The 19,153-nt window shown below is 43.8% G+C and carries 24 protein-coding genes; 9 read left to right on the top strand and 15 right to left on the bottom strand.

Going from position 1 to position 19,153, the window contains the following annotated elements; genetic code table 11:
* Window positions 1-10: 10 nt before the first annotated feature.
* Window positions 11-478 carry a hypothetical protein gene (locus HFE01_RS12720; protein WP_044787715.1) on the bottom strand — a complete coding sequence of 156 codons (468 nt, stop codon included), beginning with the start codon at window positions 476-478 and terminating at the stop codon, window positions 11-13.
* 46 nt (window positions 479-524) lie between these two features.
* Window positions 525-1,001, bottom strand: coding sequence for a DUF6097 family protein (locus HFE01_RS12715; RefSeq protein WP_044787716.1), 477 nt, complete (start codon window positions 999-1,001; stop codon window positions 525-527).
* 132 nt (window positions 1,002-1,133) lie between these two features.
* On the opposite strand from HFE01_RS12715, the gene HFE01_RS12710 reads away from it, so the two are divergent.
* Window positions 1,134-1,865, top strand: a complete 732-nt coding sequence (locus tag HFE01_RS12710; RefSeq protein ID WP_107733179.1) for a hypothetical protein — start codon at window positions 1,134-1,136, stop codon at window positions 1,863-1,865.
* Window positions 1,866-1,870: 5 nt separating this feature from the next.
* Here HFE01_RS12710 and HFE01_RS12705 read toward each other — a convergent pair whose 3' ends face one another.
* Window positions 1,871-2,581 carry a DUF1963 domain-containing protein gene (locus HFE01_RS12705; RefSeq protein ID WP_243208186.1) on the bottom strand — a complete coding sequence of 237 codons (711 nt, stop codon included), beginning with the start codon at window positions 2,579-2,581 and terminating at the stop codon, window positions 1,871-1,873.
* A gap of 11 nt (window positions 2,582-2,592) precedes the next feature.
* Entirely contained in the window at window positions 2,593-3,519 is a 927-nt protein-coding gene (locus tag HFE01_RS12700) for a cell division protein ZipA C-terminal FtsZ-binding domain-containing protein (RefSeq protein ID WP_044787722.1), read from the bottom strand.
* Window positions 3,520-3,678: 159 nt separating this feature from the next.
* Here HFE01_RS12700 and HFE01_RS12695 point away from each other — a divergent pair, with 159 nt between their 5' ends.
* The 4 genes from HFE01_RS12695 to HFE01_RS12680 all read left to right on the top strand — a co-directional run bounded on the left by HFE01_RS12695 (window position 3,679) and on the right by HFE01_RS12680 (window position 7,134).
* Window positions 3,679-4,425, top strand: coding sequence for an MORN repeat-containing protein (locus HFE01_RS12695; RefSeq protein ID WP_044787723.1), 747 nt, complete (start codon window positions 3,679-3,681; stop codon window positions 4,423-4,425).
* Between the two features lie 275 nt (window positions 4,426-4,700).
* A complete protein-coding gene (locus HFE01_RS12690; RefSeq protein WP_044787725.1) occupies window positions 4,701-5,786 on the top strand; it encodes a WXG100 family type VII secretion target in 1,086 nt (361 codons plus the stop codon).
* A 33-nt stretch (window positions 5,787-5,819) separates the two neighbouring features.
* Window positions 5,820-6,656, top strand: a complete 837-nt coding sequence (locus tag HFE01_RS12685; RefSeq protein WP_044787727.1) for a hypothetical protein — start codon at window positions 5,820-5,822, stop codon at window positions 6,654-6,656.
* Entirely contained in the window at window positions 6,649-7,134 is a 486-nt protein-coding gene (locus HFE01_RS12680) for a DUF5381 family protein (RefSeq protein WP_044787728.1), read from the top strand. The genes HFE01_RS12685 and HFE01_RS12680 overlap by 8 nt, the downstream gene beginning before the upstream one ends.
* 44 nt (window positions 7,135-7,178) lie before the next feature.
* Here the strand turns inward: HFE01_RS12680 and HFE01_RS12675 are convergent, their stop codons facing one another.
* Window positions 7,179-8,354, bottom strand: coding sequence for an aminotransferase class I/II-fold pyridoxal phosphate-dependent enzyme (locus HFE01_RS12675; RefSeq protein WP_044787729.1), 1,176 nt, complete (start codon window positions 8,352-8,354; stop codon window positions 7,179-7,181).
* Between the two features lie 68 nt (window positions 8,355-8,422).
* Window positions 8,423-9,262: a MetQ/NlpA family ABC transporter substrate-binding protein gene (locus HFE01_RS12670; RefSeq protein WP_044787731.1), complete on the bottom strand. Its 840-nt coding sequence runs from the start codon at window positions 9,260-9,262 to the stop codon at window positions 8,423-8,425.
* Between the two features lie 269 nt (window positions 9,263-9,531).
* Between HFE01_RS12670 and HFE01_RS12665 the strand changes: the two genes are divergently transcribed.
* Window positions 9,532-10,089, top strand: coding sequence for a YdhK family protein (locus HFE01_RS12665; RefSeq protein WP_044787733.1), 558 nt, complete (start codon window positions 9,532-9,534; stop codon window positions 10,087-10,089).
* Between the two features lie 147 nt (window positions 10,090-10,236).
* On the opposite strand, the gene HFE01_RS12660 is transcribed toward HFE01_RS12665, so the two are convergent.
* The 5 genes from HFE01_RS12660 to HFE01_RS12640 all read right to left on the bottom strand — a co-directional run bounded on the left by HFE01_RS12660 (window position 10,237) and on the right by HFE01_RS12640 (window position 13,329).
* Window positions 10,237-10,524, bottom strand: a complete 288-nt coding sequence (locus tag HFE01_RS12660) for an antitoxin Xre/MbcA/ParS toxin-binding domain-containing protein (protein WP_044787734.1) — start codon at window positions 10,522-10,524, stop codon at window positions 10,237-10,239.
* Between the two features lie 13 nt (window positions 10,525-10,537).
* A complete protein-coding gene (locus tag HFE01_RS12655; protein WP_044787736.1) occupies window positions 10,538-11,023 on the bottom strand; it encodes a methylated-DNA--[protein]-cysteine S-methyltransferase in 486 nt (161 codons plus the stop codon).
* Window positions 11,024-11,045: 22 nt separating this feature from the next.
* Entirely contained in the window at window positions 11,046-11,606 is a 561-nt protein-coding gene (locus HFE01_RS12650) for a bifunctional transcriptional activator/DNA repair enzyme AdaA (protein ID WP_044787754.1), read from the bottom strand.
* Window positions 11,607-11,743: 137 nt separating this feature from the next.
* A complete protein-coding gene (locus HFE01_RS12645; RefSeq protein ID WP_044787737.1) occupies window positions 11,744-12,529 on the bottom strand; it encodes an isocitrate lyase/PEP mutase family protein in 786 nt (261 codons plus the stop codon).
* Between the two features lie 428 nt (window positions 12,530-12,957).
* The gene (locus tag HFE01_RS12640; RefSeq protein WP_016821817.1) at window positions 12,958-13,329 is read right to left on the bottom strand and encodes a hypothetical protein; all 372 of its coding nucleotides are present in this window, start codon (window positions 13,327-13,329) and stop codon (window positions 12,958-12,960) included.
* A gap of 180 nt (window positions 13,330-13,509) precedes the next feature.
* Here HFE01_RS12640 and HFE01_RS12635 point away from each other — a divergent pair, with 180 nt between their 5' ends.
* Entirely contained in the window at window positions 13,510-13,689 is a 180-nt protein-coding gene (locus tag HFE01_RS12635; RefSeq protein ID WP_013311365.1) for a hypothetical protein, read from the top strand.
* 90 nt (window positions 13,690-13,779) lie between these two features.
* Window positions 13,780-14,589 carry a GNAT family N-acetyltransferase gene (locus HFE01_RS12630; protein ID WP_167438678.1) on the top strand — a complete coding sequence of 270 codons (810 nt, stop codon included), beginning with the start codon at window positions 13,780-13,782 and terminating at the stop codon, window positions 14,587-14,589.
* A 93-nt stretch (window positions 14,590-14,682) separates the two neighbouring features.
* On the opposite strand, the gene HFE01_RS12625 is transcribed toward HFE01_RS12630, so the two are convergent.
* The 3 genes from HFE01_RS12625 to HFE01_RS12615 all read right to left on the bottom strand — a co-directional run bounded on the left by HFE01_RS12625 (window position 14,683) and on the right by HFE01_RS12615 (window position 17,185).
* Window positions 14,683-15,855: an MFS transporter gene (locus tag HFE01_RS12625; RefSeq protein ID WP_044787740.1), complete on the bottom strand. Its 1,173-nt coding sequence runs from the start codon at window positions 15,853-15,855 to the stop codon at window positions 14,683-14,685.
* Between the two features lie 78 nt (window positions 15,856-15,933).
* On the bottom strand, window positions 15,934-16,212 hold the full coding sequence (locus tag HFE01_RS12620; RefSeq protein ID WP_016821820.1) for an ArsR/SmtB family transcription factor: 279 nt from the start codon (window positions 16,210-16,212) through the stop codon (window positions 15,934-15,936).
* Between the two features lie 235 nt (window positions 16,213-16,447).
* Window positions 16,448-17,185 carry an SDR family oxidoreductase gene (locus tag HFE01_RS12615; protein ID WP_016821821.1) on the bottom strand — a complete coding sequence of 246 codons (738 nt, stop codon included), beginning with the start codon at window positions 17,183-17,185 and terminating at the stop codon, window positions 16,448-16,450.
* 258 nt (window positions 17,186-17,443) lie between these two features.
* On the opposite strand from HFE01_RS12615, the gene HFE01_RS12610 reads away from it, so the two are divergent.
* Window positions 17,444-18,373: an AraC family transcriptional regulator gene (locus HFE01_RS12610; protein WP_044787741.1), complete on the top strand. Its 930-nt coding sequence runs from the start codon at window positions 17,444-17,446 to the stop codon at window positions 18,371-18,373.
* A 98-nt stretch (window positions 18,374-18,471) separates the two neighbouring features.
* Here the strand turns inward: HFE01_RS12610 and HFE01_RS12605 are convergent, their stop codons facing one another.
* Window positions 18,472-19,116, bottom strand: coding sequence for a hypothetical protein (locus HFE01_RS12605; protein ID WP_044787742.1), 645 nt, complete (start codon window positions 19,114-19,116; stop codon window positions 18,472-18,474).
* Window positions 19,117-19,153: the final 37 nt, after the last annotated feature.

Here is a 19,153-nt window from a genome sequence, read left to right as displayed (position 1 = left end):
TACAAGATCGCTATTCACCTTTATACTTAAAAGCAACGGCCGTATTTCCCGACCGCGGGTCAAAATAAGAAGAGATTTTCCCCCAGTCAAGTTCATATTCCATATAGGGGTAAGGCTTGGTTTGACGATAGTTTGGCTTTACGGACAAATGTCGTTGTAACAAACGATCATGCTCCCTTTGACGCTTTCTTTCCCCTTCTTCAGACCAATTATCCCATGAAGTTGGAAATTCATTGCCTTGGAGCGAAATCTCCACAACCACTAGACTTGTATCCTTAAAGCATACAGACACAAAAAAATACCGGTGCAGCAAAGGAACCTGATCAAAATGATACCAAATGTAATCATTCCCTAGCTTTCTTACAGAATGAAAATATTTCGTGTACAAATCGGTCTCTAACAACTGCTCTTCTGTTAAAGAAGAATAAATCGCGTGCTCATTATCAACTTGAATGATGCCCGATTCCCAGTCATTCATTGCTGCCACTCCTTAAACTGATATGCCAATCTTCTACAGCTACTCTTTATCCTCGTTTGTCCACATGATGGAAAATGGCCTGCCAGGACCGATCCAGCACACGCGTATGTAATCGTCTGGCATAAACATTTCTCACGATGGCAAGAACGATCACACCCACAAATACAACACTAAGTATCGTAATAGAGGGAACCCAGTGGTCAAACATGGCATTCGCCAACACTTGCAGCAGATGCCGCTCCGGCTGCAAATATTCCACCACTGCAACGATAACTGCTGCCAGCAATATAATCACAGATAGGATCATAAGCATTGCATTGATTACTTTGTACCTGGCAAGCCCTTGCTGAAAAATGCGAGTGCTAGCATATTGCTCCAGCAAGATAATTTGCTTGTGAAAATCATCTTCCACCTGCTCTACAGGCAGGTCGTGCTTTTGAATCAATGCATGTGCTTTCTTCAGTTCGGATTGAATAAATAGGCTGCTCTGGATAGCAGATCCTAACTGACCTAAAACATTCATATCTTTTTACCTCATTTCAATAGTTTCTAAATTACGAGTATATCGTTCCACACTGAACATGACAATGTATGGAAAATTATAAACAAATGATAAGATAGGATAGTCTAATATAAAACAGAAGGGAGATTGGTCATGCAGTCTGTTGATCACCAACTCTATCTGGCTGAAAGCCATCGTATTCCTAAATTATCCATGTCACGGTACATTCAATATTTTAATATAAATGTCAAACCATTTTTGGAACAATGTATGGTTGAGCATACGATCCAAGGCTATGAAGTCTACAGATTCAGATTGACGGCAGAAAAGCGCGGAGAATTCGATTCATGGAACTTCCTGCTGCTTCTACAAGTTGAAAGCAAATCGGTCGCCGAGCAATATGTGAAGTTAAAGCAACAGCTGATAGGCTTCCCAAAAGAAATAGAGGTACGCAGCGAATTGATGATCAGCACGCCCCAATCGAATTACCCCACACCACCGCAACATGTACAGCGACGTGCATTCAAACCCTTTTTTGCTGTTGAATATGTAGATGTGCAAGCCCCATATTTGGATGAATTTCGGCACATTATGATTCACAATAACGGCCCTGCCATGCGAAACATTCTTGAGCATAAAAAGTGGTGCTACATGATGATTGCCCTTGAAACATTGGAAGTGTGGTACCATCATCACGCCTTTCCGACATGGAATCAAATTCATATCATTGGCCTTTACCCAGAAGCTATGCTCCATTATAAAAAAGATTTCGAAGAAGGCTTGCAACAACATGCCGGAGTTACTTTTCAGGAAAACTTCGATAGACTCAAAAGTATTCGAACCATGCTGTACAAAACGATCGCTTCCAGGCTCTTCCCTACATGAGCTTATTAATAGAAATCAAAGTAACCTCGCCAGGTTCCTTCATTCTGATGCTTGGCAAAATAAAAGCTACCCCCATCGACAATATTCAATTCGGCTTTGGCATCTGACGCAATCTGAAACACAAATTCACAGCCTTCGCCAAAGTCGATGCCTGGTTGAATAAAGCTGGGATAGCCACCCATTTTGTGAACCGCATATATGTCCTCTACGATGTCCTCGAAATAGTCGGGCTCCTCCTCGTCCATATCTTTGAGGGCATTGCCGTATTCCTCAGGAATATCTTCACCGTCCCAGACCGGATAATCATTCTCTATGAGCTCGGGGAACAGCGGAAATGCTTTGATTTGCATAAATGCCGGACCAAAATCTTTTTCAACCAAATCCTCTACCGACGTATACTCACGAATACACATATATCCTTCCATATCCTCATGATCCAGTACATCGGGAGACAGGAAGACTGTCAACAGCTTGATATCACGTATAGCTTGAGGAACAAAAGGCATAGCAGGCAGATACAATTGCATGATCGGAACCATAACATTTCCCTGTACATCAATCGGCTGTTCCTCTGTCGGTAAAGCTACTGTGACTCTACCGATCCAGCTCTGATCAAGGGAACCCGACGGTCTGCGTCCCCCTGTATGAAAAATAGTAGCTTTACGTCTTAGAATCGTTCTTAGCTTCTCAATGGAGTTGCTGGACAACGAAATCACTCCTTTCTAACCTAGAATAGAAACATCACAACATCCTCGCCTGCTCTACAACCAAACTCACTTAAGCGGTCTTCCATCTCTTGAATCTGGCGCAGATAGTCTTCCTGTACAGCTGGCAGCTCCTGTTCATTCACTAATGTCCCACCGAGTCTGGCGCGCGCATATTCGGCACCTTTCCACATCGCCTCAAACACAGCTTGCGGCTGCACCGTTCGTACCGCATCCATACTGAAAATCAAATCTGCAAAGCGATCTTCTGCGAGTGTACTCAACCAAAAGAAGCCGGGATCGGTTCCCGTATGTACGCTAAATAGTTCATCATAGCCTCCCGGACCGTGATGGTGTGCATGGAAAATATCCATATCTCCCCACTCCATTCCAAGGCTGAGCATGACATCCCAGATGTCCACTCCACGGTAAGATTGACCTTGATCTGCTACCAGCCTAAGCATGACAGTGTGTTCCCTCTCACCTTCCTGATCTACAAATGCTTGAAGTTTTTCCGCTTTTGCACGTGCATGAGCAGCGTCCTCCCGAGGAAGCACACGAACGGTACCCTTCTCCTCAAATCGCGCTGGCAGTGTGTTCATAAAGTCAGTAACCTTGGCTTCTTCCAATCGAATCTGCATCTCTACATTATCGAATATATCCATACAAATACAGATTTTATCATAATGGCATTCGCCTGCCGGTCTGCGTCCCACACTAGTCCATATCTGCAAATCATGGACATGCCCATACACAATATACCCCTTAAGCAATTGCAAAATATCTTCATCTGACAACGTAAAACCACTGAATTCCACATCAATCAGCCAATAGATATTAGCATCTGGCTCCACTTGATGGATTCCTTTTATGGTCTTCACAGGCTTCTGTACCAACTCTACGGCAAGAATGCTAGATACATCCTCACTCCCATGTTCTGGTAAATTCAAGAATTCCCCTCCTTATTACCTGTTTTCACTTAACAGTTTCCTATAATTCTCAATCTATATTAAACTATAAATCACCAAGCACAAAATAGTATAAAAACGGTGCTGGGTCGTTGAACATGATTCGTAGAAACTCAAAGCTTCGAAAGGGGAGAACTCATGATGCAAAAACTTTGGCAAAAAGGAAAGGCTTTGTCCCTGCCTATTATGGTGTCTACATCGCTGATTTCTGGAGCGCTGTTGGTAAATATACCTGCAGCGAATGCAGCTGCAACCAAGGAATTGCTTCAGTTATCCGGGCAGGCTACTTACTATGGAGAGGTTGAGAATGGTCAGCCACACGGGCGCGGTACGATCAAATGGAGCGAATATAAGCAGTATTCGGGTGATTTTGTGAATGGCAAGCGATCAGGTACTGGGAAATATATAAATCAATACACGGATGCAGATGGACAACATCATAAAGTCGTATATAGCGGAACGTGGAGCAATGACACCATAAGTGGCAAGGGTACGCAGACTGATAAAGTGACGCAAACGGACGGAACGATACGTTCGAATGAAATCCAAGTCGGTACTTTTCAGAACAATGGATTACAGAACGGCTACCAAGTGATCCATGCTGTAGCCGATCCAGACTACAGCTTTACTTATAAAAATGGTAAAGAAGTGCTAAATATTTTGCACAGTAATCAGGATCTGGTCCAAAGGTGGCAGCAAGGAGAGCTTTTCTCCGTAAATTATAAAAATGGCTCCGTTCAAAAGGAATACTCCATGTTCCCTGAAGAGGTCGCAACCAAAGAACGTCAAAGACAAGCGGCCATCAAATATCTCAAAGGGATTACCGCCAAGATCACCCCTCACTTGCAGCAGTTTGAAAAGCTGTCCAAGCAGGTTCCTTTAAAATAAGCTAGAGTGTCGCACATTATATAGTAGCTTCTATGCATGATGGCCTCTCATTCTTATGGAAAGCTCCATTTGAACAGAGAGGCTTTTTTTCATTTTCTTCATGAGTAACATGTAAGAATTTCGGATCATAACAACTACTACTATTTTCCCTCATACCCCCTCATGAACTCATACAAATGACTTATTTTTCACAAAAACCCCCTCCTTTTTTTGCTAACCACCGCTAGAATCACTAAAATATTAAGTAATTATTTTAATCATCCGAGGTGGACATCATGGCTAAAATTATGGTTCCTCCTGAGAAACTAGAGGCGGTTTCCAGGCAGTTCGCACAGGCACGTGAACTGGGAGCACAAATTTGCGGACAACTGTCACAGCAAATTCAAATGCTAGAGAATAGCTGGGCAGGAACGACACAGCAGCGCTTTTATCAGGATTTTCATAAAGCACGTGGACAAATGGATGCTTTTACTCAAACGGTCGGTTCTGTCAGCACAGAGCTGCGTTCCATTGCAGTAAAATTCAAGGAAACAGATACCCAAGCAGACACAGGGATTAACCAAGGAGATCAGAGCGGACAGATTAAGAGCAATGAAGGAGCAACTTCTGGGAAAAAAGGGAACGACCCAGCAGATATAGCCATTAACAGCCTGTCAGAAGCCAATAAATGGCGGGGACAATTGGGCTTTGCCGGGACAGCGATCTATAGCGGTCTGGCTTCCACACTTGTGCTCACCAAAACAGTAGAATTCAAAAAAAGTCTGAAAAATCCCACTCGGGCGGTTATACATAATGCGGCATGGGTGAAAGGCAAAGGTAACAATGCTTTTATGCGTAATTTGGGCAAAAGCATAAACCGCCAATTCGCTAAACCAGGTATTGTCATGAAAGGCTTAAAGGGCTTTGACCGTTTAGCCGGAAAGCTGCAAATGGGTAAGCTCGGCCTTGGATTCAACAAAGCCAATAGCTTTCCTCAGTGGACGCGCAACGTCATCGCCGGGGTGGAAAAAGGACGTTACGGCATAGCCACCCGCCAAATTCCCGGCATGATCGCCAAAAAGCTGTACCCTATTAATGCCACCATGAATATTGTGGGCGAGGGCATCAGTCTGGCTGGAAAATGGAAAAGTGGGAAGCTTACCGGAACGGATGTGGCTGTATCTGCTTCTAACGTAGCGATCAAAACTGCCGCAACTTATGGCGGTGCTGTCGTTTTGGGGTCCGTAGGCGGTGCTATCGGCGGTCCGGTTGGTGCAGCCGTCGGTGCATACGTTGGCGGTACAGTGGGAAGCTGGGCAGGTGGAAAAGTCGCCAAGTTCGCCGAAAAAGGGATACGCTGGGCCAGCAAGCTATTTAAATAACATACACTTAACAGATAGAGAAGGAGCCTGACTATGGACAAACAAACGGTAATTTTAACGCTTGAGGAACTAGGCTTTGCCTTGACTGCACTGGGTGCAGAGGATATGGCTTCGGGTCTGCTCCAATCCTATTACGGGCAACTAACGGAAGATCGCTGGGAACTGCTTTTTCATGCTGCAACACATAGCCTGGTATCCAAGGGCTTGATGGAACAACAGAATGACGGGCAACAGCAGCTTGAATTTGATGCGTTCATTGTTGAAATGCTAGCTCATCTGGTACAAAGCCGCCAAATGTTGCGTGGATACAAGGAGCAACAGGACAAGCAAAATACATTAACGATACACCATGGAAATGGCCGTTTTTTGTATCACCTCTCCAGCCACAATGAACTCCATTTCTTTCGCTGGTCTTCCCCAGAAGACTGGCATCACGACATTGATCAATTATTCGACCTGTTTTCCCCAAACTTCAATGCACACAGCCGATACGTCGATCTGACAGAAGAACAGTGGAATGAGTTAACCTCATCCAACTTCACGATGCAGCAAATGGCAACGTGGAAGCTTCAAGAGTCGGCTGAGCAAATGATACAAGACTGGCGAGAAGATTTTAATCGTAATCACTGCAGCCTCGATAATTTGAGCCAGATGGTATACACGGACACGGATGAAGAGGGGCCTTCCGTTACAAATCTGCTATTTGTTCTTAAAGGAACGAATGATGTGTGGATCGTAAGAAATACAGAACTGGATATGCATGCCACCCCATGTCTGCGCATTGAAAGTGTGACTGAATCAGACTGGAGAGAACGGATAACTCAGTTCATTCAGGCGTTTGTACCCGACGAGGCGGTATTCCGTGGATAAAATTGTATATCGCAGATCTCTGGCATTTTGGAAAGCCCTTGGTAGCTTGATGTTTGTGCTGATTTGTCTGTTTTTACTGTTGCTCATTTTTATCGACGAAGATATCTCTGCTCTGCAAATCTTCTTCTTTATTACGTCTGCTATGATTGGACTTCCTTTTTTCGGTAGTTATTTGGTGGTCTGTTTGAACAGAACGCTTCGTAAGGATACCTTCCTGTTCATCTTTGATGAACACAGTATTTCCGACGGTATTCGAACTGTCCCGTGGTCTGCAATCACTAAAGTTGAATTCGAGGGAGCCTCCATCCGCAAATGGTTGCGCCCTCGTTTCCCCACCTTTATTTTTCATCTGAATGACCGCAGCACCTGGGAAGTCAGCACCGATTATGTGTTGAACGATATGGAACTGAATCAAGCCGGGAAACAACTGCGAACTCTCATTAACCAGTATGGCAAGCCGAAGAAAAAACGTTTTTGATTTGCGCTCTCATTCCATGAATTTCTTTTATTCCAGCTTATTCTTTATGCTTGAAAGACACCCGTTGCTGCGATGCGCTGTACCGCCTCTAGCAGTCTTTCTTCACTGTTCACCAGGCTGACCCTCACATAAGAAGCTCCTGCACGACCAAACCCTTCTCCAGGGGCAACCGCAACTTGCGCCTCGTCCAATAAAAAGTTTGCAAAGGAAGCCGATGTATACCCTTCCGGCACCTTGAACCAGGCAAAAAAAGACCCTTGGGGAGCGGCAACATCCCAGCCAATATTTCGTAACGCTGCAATGAGAACATCACGTCGCCGCTCATATAACGCCGCGAGCTTCCGTACTGGCTCCTGGGTGCCCAGCAATGCGACAGCTCCCGCATCTTGTACCGCGCCAAAAACAGTACTGTAGGCATGCGTATGATAATGCTTGAGCGCACCAATAACGGACGCATTTCCAACCGCAAAGCCAAAGCGCCATCCAGCCATGTTATACGTTTTGGAAGCTGTATACGTCTCGACACCATATTCCTTGCCGCCAGGGATTTGCAATAGACTAATCGGCTTATGCCCGCCAAATCCAAGAGCACCATATGCAAAGTCATTCATAACCGGAAACTGGTGCCGAGCAGCATAATCCAGTGTCTTCGTCAGGAAATCTACGGAAGCTACCGCTCCTGTCGGATTGTTCGGATAATTAATCATGAGCAGTTTGACCTGCTTTGCGATTTCTTCAGGTACGGTTGTATAGTCCGGCAAGAATCCATGTTTCTCATCCAGAGGAATCGTATGAATACGAGCTCTTGCCAGCGCAGCAGCGGAATAATATTGGGGATATGCGGGATCGGTGGTCAACAACCAATCACCGGGATTCAGCAACGCCTGCGGAATCCCCATTACACCTATGGCTGAGCCATTGAATACAGCAACTTCCCGGTCAGGGTCCAGCTCCACTTGATACTCCCGTTGATAGAACGCAGCGACAGCCTCCAGCGTGCTTCTTTTCCCATGAAAAGGCGGGTAGCCCTGATTGATCGGTTGATCGACCGCTTCCTTCAAAGCGTTGATGATATGCGGTGGTGTTGGCTGATCTGGGTTGCCGGCTGCCAAATTAATTACATCTATTCCTTTACTTTTATACAGATTCACTTTGTCATCAATTGCGCTAAAATAGTTGTCAGGGAGAGCCTTGACGAGATCAGAGGATGAAAAAATCACGTTTATCTCCACCTTCTATCCATAAGATACAGACTAGGTAAGTCAGCCCACATAAGATAATACCTCAGTTATTTAAAATAGCTTGGCAGCTTGTAGCCTTCATACACAGGATTCGATTGGATGTACTTTTGGAATTCATCCGAATGATATCCCTCAATAATGTCTTTGACGAAGGGCTTGTCCTTATTCTTGCGGTCCACAGCTACCACATTTGTGAACGGGTCTGTCATATTTTCAAGCTTTAATGCCGAGGTCAACTTCATTCCATTCGATACAGCAAAGTTCCCTTGTATAGCCGCAAAATCAACATCCTCCAGTGCACGTGGCCCCTGTGCCGGGTCGGTAGCAACAAATTGCAGATGATGCGGATTAGAGGTGATATCGTTCACCGAAGTTTGCAATGGATCGATATTGTCCTTTAAGGTAATCCAACCTACTTCCTTCAAAATGTTCAGCGCACGCAGCATATTGACTGGCTCGTTGGGCAGGTTGATTTGGGCTCCAGCACTGATTTCGTCAAGGCTGGTATGCTTGCTGGAGTACAATCCCATTGGAGGAGTCGGAACTTGCACAGCACCAACCAGATCAATATTCTCCCGCTTATTCATTGAATCCAGATAGAGCGAGTGCTGGAACACATTGGCATCAATATCTCCATTAGCCACGGCTACATTGGGCTGAACCCCGTCTGTAAACTCTTTATATGTAATCTTATACCCCTTCTTCTCCAAATATGGAGCCACACCATTCTTAAACTGATCGCTATATGGACCGGGATTAAAGCCGATATGCAGTGTTTTCTTTTCTTCGTCCGCAGCGCTGTCCGACGTATTCTTGCTGCCACAGCCTGAAATAAAAAGCACAACTACGCCCAGCAGCAATATAAATGAAATCCATTGTTTCTTCATTTTGAGTCTCCCCCTGCTCCTTGATATGGTCTAGTTTTGGTGAGTTAAAATATTTAAAACTTTTAAAACATAGTAATTTGATATGTTTTGTAGATATTACAATGATTTTTTATTCACTGTCAACAACATTTAAATTACGTATCTTCCGCAAAACTAAAAGGGGGTCGCTTCGGGCTATCACTTCACCAATTTGTCATATAAATCCGTTTCAAATATACCCCTATAGGGTATATTTGAATATAGAATAAAATCCAAAAGGAGTTATAAATATGAAAAAACAATGGGCTTTGCTCGCTGGTACAATTATGATTATTTTGAGTGGGTGCGGGAACAGTAACACGCCAGCCCAGGAGCATACGACAAGCAGCAGTCAACAGCATGACGCATCAGATATGAACCATTCCACCTCCAGTGAGCTTCCTGCTGGACTAAAAGAAGCTGAAAACCCAGCCTTCAAAATTGGCAGCCAAGCGACCATTCAAGCCGATCATATGGCAGGCATGAAGGGCGCTACGGCCACGGTTGTAGGTGCTTATACGACTACTGCTTATACAGTCTCCTATACACCAACCACTGGAGGAGAAAAAGTGAATAATCATAAGTGGGTTATTCATGAAGAGATTAAGGATGCGGGCAGCGAGCCCTATGCAGCTGGCACAGAAGTTATTCTGGCGGCAGATCATATGAAGGGGATGGGTGGGGCTAAGGCTATCATAGATTCCGCTGAGCCAACGACCGTATATATGGTAGACTATACGCCGACTACTGGAGGAGAGCCTGTCAAAAATCATAAATGGGTGACGGAGAGTGAGCTTTCAGCCAATTAGAACTCTTTTATCATAGGTTGCTTGTGATCGCCAAAGGGAGCCGGGCAACGGCTCCCTTGTACAGCTTTATTGGGTTTGGACAAACCTAGTTGGCTTCACTTCTAGCCAATGTTCAATGTTCATATGTATCTGCTAGAGTCAGTTGATTTAACGCGGCATACGCAGAATGGCTGCCTTCAGTGCCTTGGTCCCTTCTTCGCTTTTTAAATAATCCGACGGTGTTTCGTGACCAAGTGCGGGAATTTTTCGATCCATCCAAGTCAGCAAATACTCGCCCATGTCGGGCAGCAGCACGATCTGAATTTCCTTTGGAATTTTACTTTTGGCCACCTTTGCCCTTATCACCGGATCTACCTGATCATATCGCTCCTGATAGATCTGAACCATGTTGGCCCAGCTTTCCGGCTTAAACTCTTTTAAATATGACTCTCTCATCCATGAACCCTCCTTATGATCTCAGACAACGCTTCTCATGCTGGAGCAACCATTCTTTTCTCCATAGGCCACCTGCATAGCCAGTTAGTTTCTGATTTGATCCGATAATTCGGTGACATGGAATCACAATGCTCAGCTTATTTTTGCCATTCGCACTGCCAACGGCTCGGATTGCTTTTTCGTTTCCAATAGCGAGAGCAATATCTTTATAAGCTGTCGTTGTACCGTAACCCACGGTCACCAGCGCATTCCATACTTTTTGCTGGAAGTCCGTACCTTCAAAAGCATAAGGAAACGAAAATTCAAAGCGCTCACCTTTAAAATACTCGTCAAGCTGGCTGGCGCATTCCTCTAATACTTGGATTGGAGCTTCTTCTGTAAGCATCGTTAAAGGCTCATTCCGATTAGAGAACATAATGGAATAGACAGCCTCATTGGTGCCCCGTATCTCTATCTCTCCAATCGGCGATACATAATTTAATACGTATAACTTGCTCATCAAGGATATCCACCTTCCTTTTCTAATCCTTATTCAAATTTCTATACTCACTAGGAGAACATTGGTTCAAGCTGCGAAACGACTTATAGAAATTGGAGGGACTTTGGAAGCCTGTCTCATAGCAAATTTCAAGATTCGTAAGATCTGTATTTTTAAGAAGATAAGCTGCCTTATCTACTCTTATTTTTTCCAAATACATACGCGGGGTTTCCGAGGTTTCTTGTTTAAAGATCCGATCCAAATAAAAAGTGCTTATTCCAACATGATCCGCAATATCCTGCAATACTAGTTTTTCTTTATAATGGTTGATTAAAAAAGCTATCACATTCTGGACAAGCCTGATATACGGCGAATGATCTGTATGAGGCTGGCATCTTTTGCAAGCGCGAAAACCCGCTTTTTCCACGGTGTCCACATCAAAGTAAAACTCGACATTGATTTTTTTCGGCTTTCGGGATCGACAGGAAGGTCGGCAATATATACGGGTTGTTTTCACAGCGGTAAAAAACACCCCGTCATATTTACGATCACATGCTATAATTTTCTCCCACATTTCTTCAAAAGAAAGACTAGGTTTAGCCATGATCAAAGAATCCGTCCTTTCTCTAGTTCATACTCACATAGTTCATAATTTTGCACAATTCGATTCCAGTCGCTCCGAAGTGCAATATATAGACGAACTAAACCATTTCGATCTATATATTGTTCATTGGAAGTCGCTTATGGGATTTTTGCAAAATCCTCATATAAAACTGAAGTATCTTGAAGGTTGATCAACTGTTCCGCATTCTTTTGCAAAGCAACTATTATCTTATCAGAAAACGCATTTCCAAAGCTAAACCGTTTGACTCCTAACTGCTGAAGCTGGCGGACATTCGTCAGACCTGGCAAAGATAAAACATTAAGCGGAGCATGTATATGAAATACAACCTCTCTGATCTCTTCATCACTCTTTAAACCTGGAACAAAAATTCCATCCGCACCACTATCCACATACGCTTTGGCCCTTTCTATGGTCTCCGAAAGTGGAGTCTCCATCTGCAAAAATGTATCTGTTCTTGCATTTATAAAAAACTCTTTAAAACCATGAACATCCAAGGCAGCTCTTATTTTGGACAGCAGGTCACTGTGCGCCCTCACTTCTCGAAGTCCCTTTTGCTGTTTTAATGAATCCTCAATATTAATCCCCGCCACTCCGACATCGGCTGTCCTTAATACATGCTCGACAATCGTTGCCGCATCCTCCCCATATCCTGCTTCAATATCTGCCGACACAGGAACTTGAACATGCTCTGCAATAGTGCGAATGATGCTTATATGCTGGTCAAAATCAATAAGCTCTCCATCTGCAAACCCAAGTGTATTGGCAATCCCCCAACTCGTTGTACCTATCGCCTTAAAGCCTGCCTTCTCCAGAGCCACGGCAGATAGCAAATCCCAAGCATTCCCCAAAAATAAAGGTTCCTTTGAAGTATGAAGTGCATGAAATTGCTGGATTTTGTTCATAAATATAGCCTCCTAATAGGTGATGTGTCTCATTCTATCAAGAGGCTGTATTTGTTTCGTCCTCATTCTTGCACATATGGTCTGTGAAATTGCTTTTTATGTTAACGAAGCTATTGAAAAACAGGATACTTTTTAAACCAATTCATAGACAAGACTTCCCTTCATTCCATACTATATTTAAAATTTAAATTTCATTTTAAAGAAGTATGCCATACACTTAAAATGTATTATTTCACATTATAAGTAAAATGCGATTGTTTTCATCGCCGACATGAGTGTACATTGTTGACTTGTCCATGATTTTGCTTTACTTTTAAAGTATTACTCATATTTTCCAGATCCATCATACAAAGACCGTTCCAGAAGCCCCAAACCTGCAAGCTTCTGAAACAGTCTAGTAAAATAGCGTATTTATAAACTAAAGACCGTTAGATGATCCGATAGCCGGATGGCAGTCTGCCAGTACTGCGGATATTACGGATTTGCTGCAACGTCAAACGTTGATTGGTAGAGATAATAGATTCCACATCATTCCCGCGAATCAGATCATCCAGGTCGGCGATGCTGCGATTGCCTCTATACACACGGAAGTTACCTCTAAACCGCGTGCCAGTAAAGAGTACAAGTGTAGCATTGCTGCTGGTAGAAAAGAAACGCAGACTTTCGATGCCGTCGAGAATATTATCGGTGTTGCGGATACCTAGGTTTCCTCTGAATACTCTGCTAGAACCCCGAAAATTTTCTTCATTGTAGACTGTAAGGCGTGGATACGTTTGAGATACGTATGCTTTATTAGTCATGTAAATTCCTCCTTTCAACTTTAGCATATGCTTCCCTATTCAATTGGCGCGGGCCTCACAGCATTCATCTAAAAATGGTTATGTGTTGAATAGAGTAGACGCAGACTTGAAAAAGGAACATACGTTCTGTATAATTTATCTTAGTAATTTGGAAAATCCTGAACTAACGGAGATGCAGACATGGACGATAAATTTATTGAGGAACTACGTGAAATTAGCAGGAACGACAAGCGAAGATCCGAATTTCTCATTAAAGGGATGAAGGAAACGCTTCAGGAAAGAAAAGAAAAAAACTTTATCGAAAGATGGATTTGGCGACAAAAAAATAAGAAGCTTATAGCGCGGAAGTTTAAATCCTAGTAGATATAACAACAGCTCTTCGTAGCAGTTTATTTTCATAGCATATACAAGTACATTAGATCAAACCTCATTTTTTGGGGAGGCAAAGCCATGATTGAGCAGCTTGTCCCATTCGATGATCTATTAAACCACAATCCATTTTTGATTGATGAGGTTCGATATAATTTGCTTCATCGAATATGTGAGTCAGAAGAATCAACATGCCTTAAAACGTCTGATGGAAATATGATTTTCGCTCAATCACCCGGACATAAGGCTTGGCTATGGATTTCGCAGCAAATCATCGGCAACCATAAGTTAACCTATATCGAAGAACTCTTACATTATTTAGAAGGAACCAACCTATCAGGTGTATGTGGTGATGTCGAAACAGCCGAGAATTTCGCACATGCTTACGCCGAGCGGCATACTGCTCAGGTACATACTCATATGGTTATGGAATCTTATTTCTGTCCTGAATACAACAAACCTTCCGGCGTTGAGGGGATCATACGACAAGCCACTTCAGAGGACGTACAGGTAGTTGCCCAGCTTCTAGCTGGTTTTTCAAAAGATGCTTTAGACCGTTCAGTTGATCCGACTAGTCAAATTTCAGCTGCGAAGGCAGCGATTGAGACAGGGAATTTATATCTTTGGATTGTAAATAGTATGCCCGTGTCCACGGCTAACATTGCTCATCGTTCTCCAAGGCATGGCCGTATTAATGCTGTTTATACTCCCCCTACCTGGCGAAAAAAAGGTTTTGCCAGCGCAATTGTATCGGGGTTATGTTCCATTTTAAAAAATGAGCAGCTAACCCCCATGCTTTACGCAGATGTAAAAAATTCAGTTTCCAATCAAGTTTATAAAAATGTCGGTTTTAAAGAAGGCGGCAAAATTACTGATATTGCGTTTGGATAGACCCTCCTGCTGTCAGAGAGCATATGATTGCTCATTCAAAACAAACAAGCCCAGCGATGCCATCTACCGCTGAGCTCATTTTTCTATAATTCTTTATTCTGTTACACCCAATTCCGTGTGAACCGAAGATCTTCGTGAAAGTAAATATACAGCTACCATGGCGATAGCGACACTAGCTGCTCCAAACCAAGGGATGGAGGCCAGCGAAACCTGACCAACAACTACACCGCCAATTCCGGCTCCGGCTGCCATAGCAAGCTGCATAGTAGACTGGTTGAGACTCAGCATCACACCGGAAGATTCCGGTACGAGAGTGACCAAGTTATATTGTTGAGTAGGTCCGGTTGTCCAGGCTGCGAACGACCATAGAATCAATAAAGCAAATACTGCCATCAAAGAATGAGCGGCAAAAGGAAGTAAGAGTAAGGAAATACCGTGCAACATCATGCCCCCTAATAATGTAAAGGGTATACCCTTTTTATCCGCACTGTATCCACCAATTTTTGACCCGATTAGACTGGCAATTCCGAAGGCGAGTAATACTGAGCTTAGCATATCCTCTCCTACACCTGATACATTCAGCAAGTACGGTGAGATGTAAGTATACGCGAGTGAATAACCTCCTAGCCAAAAAAAGGTAATGCCTAATCCCAAGGCAACTTCAGGCTTTTTCAGAAGTGCAAACTGCTGCAGTAAAGGGATCGGTTGATCTCCTTTCAAGCGAGGGATTGTCATAGCGATAACGATCAAGGCAATAATCCCCGCTAAAGCGATGCCGAGAAATACGGTTTTCCAGCCATATGCAGAAGAGATCATTCTCCCAAGCGGCACACCTATAATCAGCGAGGCTGTAAAACCCATAGTGACTGTAGCAATAGAACTGGCCTGCTTGCCAACTGGGGCTATTTTTGCAGCAATGCTCAGTGCAGTAACCACGACCATCCCCGCCCCGAGGGCCATCAGAATACGTGCGGCAATAAACATCCCAAAACCTGGCAAGACAAAGGAGAGCATATTGGCTACTGCAAATAATCCTAAGGAACTCAAGAGCAGGTTGCGTCTGTCCCATTTAGCGGTTACTGCCATCAGAATCGGCGTGCCTATCGCGTAAGCAAGAGAAAAGACGGTAATCAGCTGGCCCGCTGCGGACACCGTAATCCCCATGGTTGTCGCAATCTGATCCAAAATACCTGAGATAATGTACTCAGATGTACCTACCAAAAAACTGACAATGGCCAAAATGTACACCTTCCACGTGCTCTGCATTTTAAAAAACGCCTCTTTTCTTTTAGTATTTTTATATTTTTGTATTTTTACAAATATCGAAATTAAGACTAAAAAAAATTATGTCAACAGGAACGGGGCATATTTCTGTGCTGCTTCCACATCCAAGCTGTAATAAATAAACGTCCCCTCTTTGCGGTATGTGAGCAGTCCCGATTCTGCCATTTGCTTCAAATGGTGTGATAGCGTTGAAATCGCTACACTGTTCAGCTTCTCGCCCAGTACAGAGCAGCATTGATCACTTTCCTCTTTTAGCAGAAGTGCTATCTTGAGACGAGTCGGTTCTCCAAGTGCTTTATATATTTTTACAGCTTGCTGCATCTCTGTTGTCTCTTTCACCCTGTTCGTCTCCCTTCGGTTCCAGTCTTAATTTCGATGTTTGTCGAAATTAACTTAACACAAACATTGGTAAAAGTAAACCCGATTATGTTAAAGTCGCATCTTTTTTGGACTCTATAGTGTGAATAATGGTCTTCCTCATCTTATAATAAAAATAATCCCCCATCGGCAAAGAAGGATAGGGGACAAAACAATCTGAATGCAGAGATGGAACCACGGATTTTATTGCATGGAGTTAATTTGTGCTTGCCGTGGGTCTGACAATGATTTCATTCACATCTACATCCGCAGGCTGCTCCATGGCATACACAATGGAACGAGCAATGGCATCCGGCGAAATCGAAATACGGCGGTATTCTTTCATTCCCTGCCGAGCCTCTTCATCTGAAATACTGTCGGCAAGCTCGGATTCGGTTACTCCCGGTGATACCAGCGTTACACGAATATCCCCACCAACCTCCATACGCAACCCCTCAGAAATCGCCCGGACTGCATACTTCGTTGCGCAGTATACTGCTGCAGTCGGCGTTACACTATACGCGCCAATAGAAGCAATATTGATAAACTGACCAAATCCTTGTTTTTTCATGATGGGAAGCCCTGCCGCGATCCCATGCAGAACGCCTCGTATATTAACATCAATCATGCGGTCCCATTCTTCTACTTTCAGGGCTTCCAATTTTGAAAGAGGCATCACTCCTGCATTGTTCACAATGACATCCACACGTCCAAACCGTTTTTCAGCGTACTTAATGAACGCTTCCATCTGCTCCCTTTGGGTCACATCCAGTTGCATATAATCAGCCGATCCCCCTTTTGAACGAATTTCGGAGGTAAGAGCCTCCAGTCGTTCTGTGCGTCTGGCTCCTAATACAACATGAGCCCCATGTTGAGCAAGTAAACGAGCAGTTGCTTCACCGATTCCACTGCTTGCTCCTGTAATAGCTGCAACTTTCCCTTTAATATCTAACATGCTTATTCCTCCTTTAGTTAAGAAATTATTGAAGTAGATGCTTTCCCTTTTCACATGTTTATTGAGCATTGTTTCTACATCTTTATTATGAGACGATGGTGATTGGAGATGGTAGAAGAATCAGAGCAAGTTATTGCCTAATCCTCCAAAGACACTTAATATGAATTCAAATCCATATCGAAAAACAAAGCGCATCTCAAAGTAAATTTGTCCACTGAAGAGTGAAGATTACTACGGTGTAAAAAAGGGAGGGGCATAGTGAAAGCAACCGAAATTGAGAGTTCTACCACGGAAAAGCAAGCCGAATTGACCAGTCTCATAGAACAATTTACAAGTCACGACGGAGTTCACGCTACAGATATCCCTTCACTTCACTTCGTCCGAAGTTCGAATACCACCGTTCCGATTTATCAGGTCCATGAACCCGCCTTATGCATTGTGGCTCAGGGGAAAAAAGTCGTGATACTCGCAGATGAAAGTTATTATTATGGCACATCCGACTACCTTGTGGTTTCGGTAGATTTACCAATTTCCGGGCAGGTGATACAAGCCTCAGCAGAAGCCCCGTATTTGTGCTTCCGGCTCAATTTTGATCCGTATCAGGTTTTGGATCTCATCAAGGAGTCTACTTTTCCTACTACCTCAATACCTGATTCCAGGCGAGGCTTGTATGTAAGTCAAACCAACTCCCTACTGTTGGATGCCGTGGTAAGGCTCGTACGTCTTTTGGAAAGACCGCAGGATATTCCGGTGTTGGCTCCATTAGTTATACGTGAGATATTGTATAGGATTTTACAGGGGAAGCAGGGAGAGTCCTTAAAACAACTGGTCATGACTGGTAGCCATTCAAACCGGATCGCAGAAGTCATAAAGCGAATTAAACAAGATTATGATAAGCCGTTGCGAATTGATGAATTGTCCCAACTGGCTAATATGAGTCCTTCGTCGCTACATCGTCATTTTAAAGAGGTTACAGCTATGAGCCCAATGCAATATCAAAAACAATTACGTCTGCAAGAAGCCCGTCGCCTGTTGTTATCTGAATCAGCAGATGCGGCAGATGTCGGTTTTCAGGTAGGCTACGAGAGTCCCTCTCAATTCAGTCGTGAATACGCTCGTTTGTTCGGCCTCCCTCCAATTCGTGATATCAAGCGCTTGCGTGTAGATCAGGATTACCTCCAATCATAATCGCAGGGATGTACAAACAGCACAAAAAAGCTGCCTCGGGTAGAGAAGCAGCTTTTCATTTTATATACTTCGAGGCAAAGCTCATCACTCATTCAGCATCAGTACGGATTATCCAGCTTGGCGAACAGAGCACGAATAACATCCTTCTCTGCCGTAGTAAGCTGTTGTCCTGCCTGCCATTGTTTAATCTCTTTCTTGACTTCCTTCGGGTCTCTATAGCTGAGAGCATACCCGATGCCCCCTATACCTTGTACGCGGTTGGTTTTGTCCATATTTGCCAATGCTCGGATCATCGTAGTTTTGTCCCTTGTAAACAAATCTTCCATAAGATTATCGTATTCTTCAGTTAGCGCTCCATCCAAGCCAGCAGTGCCCTTGATCACATTCGGGAAACTTTCCGAAGGAACCAAAGCGCGCTGTTTATAGAGATAATCAATGATTTCCATGCTTTGATGTTCACTAATTTCGTTCATCTTCCCCCAATGGATACCTGCCAAATGGTCCGTAATATGACGTACTTTTGCTTCATCACTGAGGGATGAATCCTTATAAAAGGACAGTACAAGTTCCTCTTTACTTTGCTGGGTATGCTGCGTACTGGTTGCACTGGCCGCACTTTGCTTGGGCTCCTCATTGCTTGCTCCAGACGGCGACGCAGGGTCAGCATGGGGAGTACATCCTAGGATTACAGCCAGCAATAATGTAGTACAAGCTCCAGAAACGAACATGCTACCTTTTGACATGAATCCACTCTCCTATCCATATCTATTACGCCTGCAG

Source organism: Paenibacillus sp. EKM10P, assembly GCF_011800655.1.
Lineage (GTDB): Bacteria > Bacillota > Bacilli > Paenibacillales > Paenibacillaceae > Paenibacillus > Paenibacillus polymyxa.
Note: the sequence above shows the minus strand (reverse complement) of the source record. Positions and strands in the feature narration are given on the sequence as shown.